The organism is Variovorax sp. WDL1, assembly GCF_001541225.1.
In the GTDB taxonomy this organism is placed as follows: Bacteria; Pseudomonadota; Gammaproteobacteria; order Burkholderiales; family Burkholderiaceae_C; genus Variovorax.
Window position 1 is genome coordinate 13,545 of the sequence record NZ_LMTS01000349.1, and the last position, 7,510, is coordinate 21,054.

Below are 7,510 nucleotides of genomic sequence, written 5' to 3' on the forward strand. Positions count from 1 at the left end.
CTGCGCAGCCCCGCCGCGATCCATCCCAGCAGCACCTGCCACCCCAGCACCGCGACCAGCGCGAGCAGCGGGAAGGAGGCCGTCATGTAGCGCGGGTAGCGCGAGGTCAGCGCCCACACGAGCAGCGAGTAGGCGCAGAACACGATCGCCGCGTGCACCGCCGGCGCGCGCCGCCACGCCAGGCTGAAGGGTGCGAGCACCACCGGCCAGATCAGGAAGTTCGGGAGCGCCGCGTGGGCGCGCACGTCGTCGACCTGGTTCTTGTAGTCGGCCAGGGTCCAGTTGCTGAAGCCGAACAGCTTGGCGCCGATCGGGTTGAAGGGGTCGCCGGTCATCACGGCGTTGCGCGCGTACCAGTAGACGCAGGGCAGCAGGAAGCACACGAGCCCCACCGCCCAGATGGCCGGGCGCCGTTCGCGGCGGACCACGAACCACGCCGCCAGCGGCAGGAAGGTCAGGGCCTGGTACTTGGAGCCGGCCGCCAAGCCCAGGAAGAAGGCCGCCAGGGCCAGCCAACGTGCGCCCTGCGCCGGCTGCGCCGCGTGCGATTCGTTCCACCACCACAGGGCGATCCAGGCGGACAGCACGAACAGCGCGACACCCATGTCGATCAGCGCGTTCGAGTAGTCGCCGATGCCGAGCCAGATGCCGGCCGCCGCGCAGGCCAGCACCCGGTTGAGGTGCTGCACGCCCAGGCGGTAGACCATCCACACCGACAGCCAGCCCGCCAGAGCGTTCAAGAAGTGCGGCAGCGCGTCGTCTCCGACCAGCAGCGCGCCGGCATAGAGCAGGTTGTAGTTTTACGGGAACCAGGGGTAGCGCAGCCACTCGTGGATGCCCAGCGTGCCGCTCTGCGCCACCTGGCGCGCGTAGGGCAGGTGGTACATCAGCTCGTCGAAGGCCGCAGGCGGCGCCAGCGGCGCCACCAGCGTGGGCAGCGCGACCAGCGCCAGCGCGGCCAGGCCCGCCTTCTCGACCCAGGTGAGCACCGGCCCGGGCTCGAGGGCGCGCGCCTGCCGCAGCCACGCGGGGAACTGCACGCAGGCCGCGGCGAAGCCGACCGCGACCGTCAGGAGCACGCCGGGGACATTGAGCAGCCCCGCGATGCCAAGCGCCTGGAACACGCAGATGAAGATCCCGACCCCGAGCGCCGTGGCCATGGCCGTCTCGAGCCAGAAGTCGCCATGAACCGGCACGCCCAGGCGCACGAACACCGCCCGGCCGAAGCCCCAGCAGCCGGCGACGAAGATCGCCAGCGCCGCATAGTGCGCGGCTGCGAAGGTCAGTTTCTCGACCAGCATCAGAGATTGGGCGCCAGCAGCCGCTCGAGGTCGGCTTCGCGCTCGTGGCGGCGCGCGGCCTGGTCCTGCAACTGGTCGCGCCCGATCCTGCCGACGTTGAAGTAGGTGGCCTCTGGATGGCTCAGGTAGAAGCCGCTGACGCTGGCGGCGGGCATCATGGCCAGGCTTTCCGTCAGGGTCATGCCGATCTCCTGGCACTGGAGCAGCTCGAACATCGGCCGCTTCACGCTGTGGTCCGGGCAGGCCGGGTAACCCGGCGCCGGACGGATGCCGCGGTACTTCTCGGCAATCATCGCCTCGTTGCTCAGGGCCTCGTCGGGCGCGTAGCCCCAGAGGTCGGTGCGCACGCGGTGGTGCAGTGCCTCTGCGAAGGCCTCGGCGAGCCGGTCGGCCAAGGCCTTGAGCATGATCGCCGAGTAGTCGTCGAGGTCGTCGAGGAAGAACTTTTCCTTCTTCTCGACGCCGACGCCCGCGGTGACGGCGAACATGCCCACGTAGTCGGCCAGGCCGCTGTCGCGCGGCGCAACGAAGTCGGCCAGGCAGCGGCTGGGACGCATCACGCCCTCGATCGCCTGCTTTTCGGTCTGTTGGCGCAGGCCGTACCAGGTGAGCGCGGCCTGGGTGCGCGTCTCGTCGGTGTAGAGCGCGATGTCGTCATCGTTCACCGTGTTGGCGGGCCAGAAGCCGATCACGCCGTTGGCAGTGAGCCAGCGGCCCTCGATCAGGCGCTTGAGCATGCGCTGTCCGTCGCCGAAGACACGCACCGCTTCGCTGCCCACCACCTCGTCCTTGAGGATCGCGGGGAAGGCGCCCGCCAGGTCCCAGGTCTGGAAGAAAGGCCCCCAGTCGATGTACTTCGCAAGCTCGCTCAGGTCGAAGTTGCGGAAGATGCGCCGGCCGGTGAACTTGGGCACCGGCGGCACGTAGCCCTTCCAGTCGATCGGCGTCTTGTTGGCACGCGCCTTGGCCAGCGGCCACAGCGGCACCTGCTTCTTGTTGGCATGCAGGTGCCGCACCTTGTCGTAGTCGGCATTGAGCTCGTCGATGTAGGCAGTGGCCTGGTCCGAGAGCAGCGACTGCGCCACGCTCACGCTGCGCGAGGCGTCGGGCACGTAGACCACCGGCCCTTCGTAGTGCGGCGCGATCTTCACCGCCGTGTGCACGCGGCTGGTGGTGGCACCGCCGATCAGGAGCGGGATCTTGCGGATGCGGAAATGCTCGTCCTTCTGCATCTCGCCGGCGACGTATTGCATCTCCTCGAGGCTGGGCGTGATCAGGCCCGACAGGCCCACGATGTCCGCGCCCTCGACCTTGGCGCGCGCCAGGATCTCGTGGCAGGGGACCATCACGCCCATGTTCACCACCTCGAAGTTGTTGCACTGGAGCACGACGGTGACGATGTTCTTGCCTATGTCGTGCACGTCGCCCTTGACGGTGGCGATGACGATCTTGCCCTTGGTGCGCACGTCGCGGCCGGCGGCCTCGTCCTGGCGCTTCTCTTCCTCGATGTAGGGGATCAGGTGGGCCACGGCCTGCTTCATCACGCGCGCCGACTTCACCACCTGCGGCAGGAACATCTTGCCGGCACCGAACAGGTCGCCGACCACGTTCATGCCGTCCATCAGCGGGCCCTCGATCACGTGCAGCGGGCGGCCACCCTTGGCCAGGATGGCGCGGTAGGCCTCCTCGGTGTCCTCGACGATGAAATCGGTGATGCCATGCACCAGCGCATGCGACAAGCGCTGGTCGACCGACACCGGCTGCTCCGGCGTGCCGCGCCATTCGAGCTTCTTGCTGTCGTCCTTGGCGCCGCTCTTGGCGCTCTCGGCCACTTCGACCAGGCGCTCTCCCGCGTCGTGCCGGCGGTTGAGCACCACGTCTTCAACGCGCTCGCGCAAGGACGGCTCGAGGTCGTCATAGACGCCGACCATGCCGGCGTTGACGATGCCCATGTCCATGCCCGCCTGGATCGCGTGGTAGAGGAACACCGTGTGGATGGCCTCGCGCACCGGGTCGTTGCCGCGGAAGCTGAAGCTCACGTTCGACACGCCGCCCGAGACCTTGGCGCCCGGCAGGTTCTTCTTGATCCAGCGCGTGGCCTCGATGAAGTCCACCGCGTAGTTGTTGTGCTCCTCGATGCCGGTGGCGATCGCGAAGATGTTGGGGTCGAAGATGATGTCCTCGGGCGGGAAGCCCACCTCGTCGACTAGGATGCGGTAGGCCCGCTCGCAGATCTCGATCTTGCGCTGGTAGGTGTCGGCCTGGCCCTTCTCGTCGAAGGCCATCACCACCGCGGCGGCCCCGTAGCGGCGCAGCAGCGTCGCCTGGTGCTTGAAGGCCTCCACGCCCTCCTTCATGCTGATCGAGTTGACGATGCCCTTGCCCTGGATGCAGCGCAGCCCCGCCTCGATCACCTCCCACTTGGAGCTGTCGACCATGATCGGCACGCGCGCGATGTCGGGCTCGCTGGCGATCAGGTTGAGGAAGCGCACCATCGCGGCCTTGCTGTCGAGCATGGCCTCGTCCATGTTGATGTCGATCACCTGGGCGCCGTTCTCGACCTGCTGGCGGGCCACGGCCAGCGCCTCCTCGAACTGGCCGTTCAGGATCATGCGGGCGAAGGCCTTGGAGCCGGTGACGTTGGTGCGCTCGCCGATGTTGACGAACAGCGTCCCCGCGCCGATCTGCACCGGCTCCAGGCCGGACAGCTTCATCGGGGGGACCTGGATGGGAGAGGAGGAATCTAAAGACATGGGCTCACCTGCGAACGGGGTTCAGGCGAGCGTCGTTGCACTCCAGCGAATGGAAGCCCAAGCCTGACGCGGCGCCCTGGACAAGGGAGGCCGCGCTGCAACGCTCCTTGGGAGCCGGCGATTTTACCCTCGCTCCACCGCCCGGTCGCCGATCCGGCGCGTCAGACCTGGCATGAATTCGTTTCCGCTTTTTGATCGTGTCTGGCTCTCGTACTCTCGCTGTCGGCGAGAGGGGGACGTGGATTCAGCGGATTGCAAAAGCAGCCTCTGCTTGATAGAGGCCTGAAGGGCGGGCCGGAATGGAACCCCGGGCGATAACGCGTTACGGAGTTCTGCGCCGTCGTTTCTCACGCGGACGGGGCGGGCTCGCGAACGCGAATTCTGAGTTTTTCATCAACATATTAAAGACATTTTTCATGAAGCCAAACTCTTTCCGGAAACTTACCTCCTCTTCTTCTTCGAGTAAAGAAGAAAAATCCGGTTCGCCGCCCGAGAACAAGGAGCCCCAAAGCCTCTCACTGGCCAGCGTCGTCAAAAGGCAAACCACTCGCAGCGAACAAAGGGAACGATTCAAGCAAGCTGGCGCTCTGCGCAACTACACGAACAATACTCGATGGAAATCGCATCGCCCGAGCACCCCAGCGAAATCACGGGTGCCGATGGAACAAAACCCTCTGATTCTCCTGTCTCCCCGCTCGCGTATCGGCGTCGCTCTCGAAAATCACTCTTGCAGCTCTGAAAACAATAGTTCCACCGAACCACCCACGTCCTCGCAAGCGGCAGACGAATATTCGCATCTCATTTTTAAAGATGACTCTTCCGCGATCACACCCTTCAACAAGGCTCGCGAAACAAAGCCATCGAAGCTACCAAAACTGCCAAAGCTACCTGGCGTGAAATTTGGAACCCTCATCTCCCCAAGAAGAAATAAATTGGATAAGGTCCAGGCGAAGGGACCGCTTTCTCTCCAAGAAATGACGGGGCCATTGTCGCCTCGAATGATCATGACGCCTCCCGATCTGGAGCCTTTTACTAAACTTGACGCGGACCTCTTTGAAGTTCCGATTGCGAAGGAGTCCCCTGTGGCGCCGGAAAAGGCGATTCAGGTCACAATAAGCAACCTCGCAGAGGTGTTCAGCAAGACCGATAACCGCGAGGTCCGGCTGCACAGGCGCGCCATGAACCTTGTCTATTGCGCTGCGGGCGGCAAAGATGTGATTAATCGACCGGAATTGTGCCCGGAGACCGGGACCCTCGCCGAATCTCTGACAGCCCTTCCGGACGAGAGGAGGCTGGAGTACGTGAATGATCTCATCCAGAGATTCGAAACTTACATAACTCCGTTCCATGCAGGAAGAATTGCGGTGGCATACGAGCTCGGTGGTATCGGTGGTATCGGTGGTATCGGTGGTATCAGTCGTATCAGGGAATATTGCGAGGAAGCACTGCGCTAAGGACGATCGCCTGGCGCAGAGTGGAAGCCAAAGCCTGACGTGGCGCCTCGTAAAAAGGCGCCGCTGCAACGCTCCCTCGGCGCCCGAAGCTTTACGCCGGTTGGGGTGCCCCGGACGCCGAGGCTGGCAGGCCGAAGACGCCGTCGAACGCCCAGTTGAAGACGAAGGTGTAGACCAGGAAGAACACGACCAAGCCCAGGTCCATCACCAGCGCCTGCCACAGGCTCACATTCAGCCACCAGGCGAATACCGGCACCAGGAAGGCCACCAGCCCGCCTTCGAAACCGATCGCATGGGCAATACGCCGGCGCAGGCTCCGGCCCCGCACGGCCTGGCGCGACTCCCAACGCTCGAACAGGGCGTTGAAGGTCAGATTCCAGAGGATGGCGATGGCCGATGCCAGGACTGCCGCGACGCCCGAATGCCCGGCGCTCTGGCCCGTCATCAATACCAGTCCCGCACTGGCCGCAATGATGGCAATGCCCTCGTAGAGCGTGATGTAGACGACGCGGCGCTTGAGCCCTTGCATGAAATCGCTTCCCGGTACTTGCTGAATGACGGCTCGACTTTATGTGTCCGATGCTGATATAAAAAGTCATCTTCTTTCAGATTTGATGACAGATCGATGAGTTTCACCAGCGACAACGTGGAGGTTTTCCTCGCCGTGCTCGACCACGGCTCGTTCTCGGCCGCCGCGCGCGCCCTGCACCGCGTGCCCTCGGCGGTCAGCATGGCCATTGCCAACCTCGAGGCGGAGCTGGACCTCGCCTTGTTCGACCGCAAAGGGCGCGAGCCCCAGCCCACGCCCGCCGCGCGTTCGCTGGAACCGCAAGCCCGTTTGCTCGCGGCGCAGCTTCAGCAGTTGCAGGTGCAGGCGCTGGCCCTCACGCAGGGCCTGGAGAACCGCCTCACCCTCGCCATTGCGCCCGAGCTGCTCGCCGCGCCGTGGAGCGGCGCGCTGGCCACGCTCGCGCAGGAATATCCGCAGCTGGAGGTCGAGGTGCTGGCCGCGCCGCAGGACGATGCGCTGGCGCTGCTGCACAGCGGCCGCGCGCAGCTGGCGCTGGTCTTCGAGCGGCCCAGCCTGGACGGCCGCGAAGCCTTCCAGGAGGTGGCCAACGAGATGATGGTGGCCGTGATCGCGCCCGGCCATCCGGTGCTGGCCGGCGCGGGCGGCCGGTTGCGCGAGGACCACCTGAGAACCACCCGGCAGATCGTCGTGGCGGGCCGCGACCTGGCCACCCGTGACCCGCGCTTCGAGTTTGCGCGCCATGTCTGGCGCACCGACAACGCGCTGGCGGCGCTGAGCCTGATCACCGCCGGCCTCGGCTGGGGTTGGCTGCCGCGCAACTTCGCCCGGCCGCACGTGGCGGCCGGCGCGCTGGTCGAGATCCCGTTCGAGAACCTCTCGAACGGGCTGGACCTGTGGGTGGACGTCGTCTGGTCGCGCGAGCGCCCGCTGGGCCTCGGCGCGCAGCGCTTCGTGGCGCTGATCGCACGCAAGAAGGACTGAATCCACTGGATCACTGAAATCGGTCGGTGCGGTTCAACCAGCTCAATGATTCGCTCTAGGGCCGATCGTTCGAAGGCGGCCGGTTGATCCGGTCCAGCTGCCGTTGCCGCAGATCCGCGCCAGGCATTGCCGGCGCCGGGCCGGGCACCGGCGCCGGTGGGCGACCGGCCGCCTGGCCCTGGGGCATTTGCGGCTGACGAGGGCCTGGCTGCATGGCCGGCGGCTGGGCCTGCCGGGGCGGCCGGACGCCCGCATCGCCCCGCGGCGGCCGGAAGTCATGACCGGGCTGCGGCGGACGCACGTCACGCTCGGGCCGCGGCGGCCGGAAGCCTTGCTCCGGCGGCGGGCGCTGTCCGGGCGGCGGCCGCCAGCCCGGTTGCGGCCGGTACCCCGGGTCAGGTTGCGGCTGGTAGCCTGGGCCCGGACGCGGTCGGTAGCCCGAGTCGCGGTCATTCCAGGGCCGGGGCTGCCAGTTCGCCCGCGGCGGGG

General features: G+C 66.0%; 6 protein-coding genes and 1 riboswitch. Of the genes, 2 read left to right on the forward strand and 4 right to left on the reverse strand.

The genetic code is table 11. The features are described 5' to 3' along the window. The 3 genes from APY03_RS45255 to metH all read right to left on the reverse strand — a co-directional run. Positions 1 to 740 (reverse strand): protein O-mannosyl-transferase family (locus APY03_RS45255; protein WP_232324578.1); only part of this gene is annotated, 740 nt, incomplete at its 3' end. Between the two features lie 60 nt (positions 741 to 800). Next, positions 801 to 1,301: a hypothetical protein gene (locus APY03_RS45260; protein WP_232324579.1), complete on the reverse strand. Its 501-nt coding sequence runs from the start codon at positions 1,299 to 1,301 to the stop codon at positions 801 to 803. Beyond that, a complete protein-coding gene (metH, locus tag APY03_RS39230; RefSeq protein WP_083944944.1) occupies positions 1,301 to 4,015 on the reverse strand; it encodes a methionine synthase in 2,715 nt (904 codons plus the stop codon). Before metH ends, APY03_RS45260 begins: the two co-directional genes overlap by 1 nt. 59 nt (positions 4,016 to 4,074) lie before the next feature. After that, positions 4,075 to 4,169: riboswitch (S-adenosyl-L-homocysteine riboswitch) on the reverse strand. 301 nt (positions 4,170 to 4,470) lie between these two features. Here metH and APY03_RS42245 point away from each other — a divergent pair. Further along, a complete protein-coding gene (locus APY03_RS42245) occupies positions 4,471 to 5,508 on the forward strand; it encodes a hypothetical protein (protein WP_146039275.1) in 1,038 nt (345 codons plus the stop codon). A 91-nt stretch (positions 5,509 to 5,599) separates the two neighbouring features. Here APY03_RS42245 and APY03_RS39240 read toward each other — a convergent pair whose 3' ends face one another. Then, positions 5,600 to 6,037 carry a PACE efflux transporter gene (locus APY03_RS39240; RefSeq protein WP_068686192.1) on the reverse strand — a complete coding sequence of 146 codons (438 nt, stop codon included), beginning with the start codon at positions 6,035 to 6,037 and terminating at the stop codon, positions 5,600 to 5,602. A gap of 96 nt (positions 6,038 to 6,133) precedes the next feature. On the opposite strand from APY03_RS39240, the gene APY03_RS39245 reads away from it, so the two are divergent. Next, a complete protein-coding gene (locus tag APY03_RS39245) occupies positions 6,134 to 7,021 on the forward strand; it encodes a LysR family transcriptional regulator (RefSeq protein WP_068686194.1) in 888 nt (295 codons plus the stop codon). The last annotated feature ends 489 nt before the right edge of the window (positions 7,022 to 7,510 follow it).

Bases quoted from the DNA above. Each gene is read 5' to 3' on its own strand.
- APY03_RS45260 (WP_232324579.1), bottom strand. From the start codon at position 1,301: ATGCTGGTCGAGAAACTGACCTTCGCAGCCGCGCACTATGCGGCGCTG.
- metH (WP_083944944.1), bottom strand. From the start codon at position 4,015: ATGAAGCTGTCCGGCCTGGAGCCGGTGCAGATCGGCGCGGGGACGCTG.
- APY03_RS42245 (WP_146039275.1), top strand. From the start codon at position 4,471: ATGAAGCCAAACTCTTTCCGGAAACTTACCTCCTCTTCTTCTTCGAGT.
- APY03_RS39240 (WP_068686192.1), bottom strand. From the start codon at position 6,037: ATGCAAGGGCTCAAGCGCCGCGTCGTCTACATCACGCTCTACGAGGGC.
- APY03_RS39245 (WP_068686194.1), top strand. From the start codon at position 6,134: ATGAGTTTCACCAGCGACAACGTGGAGGTTTTCCTCGCCGTGCTCGAC.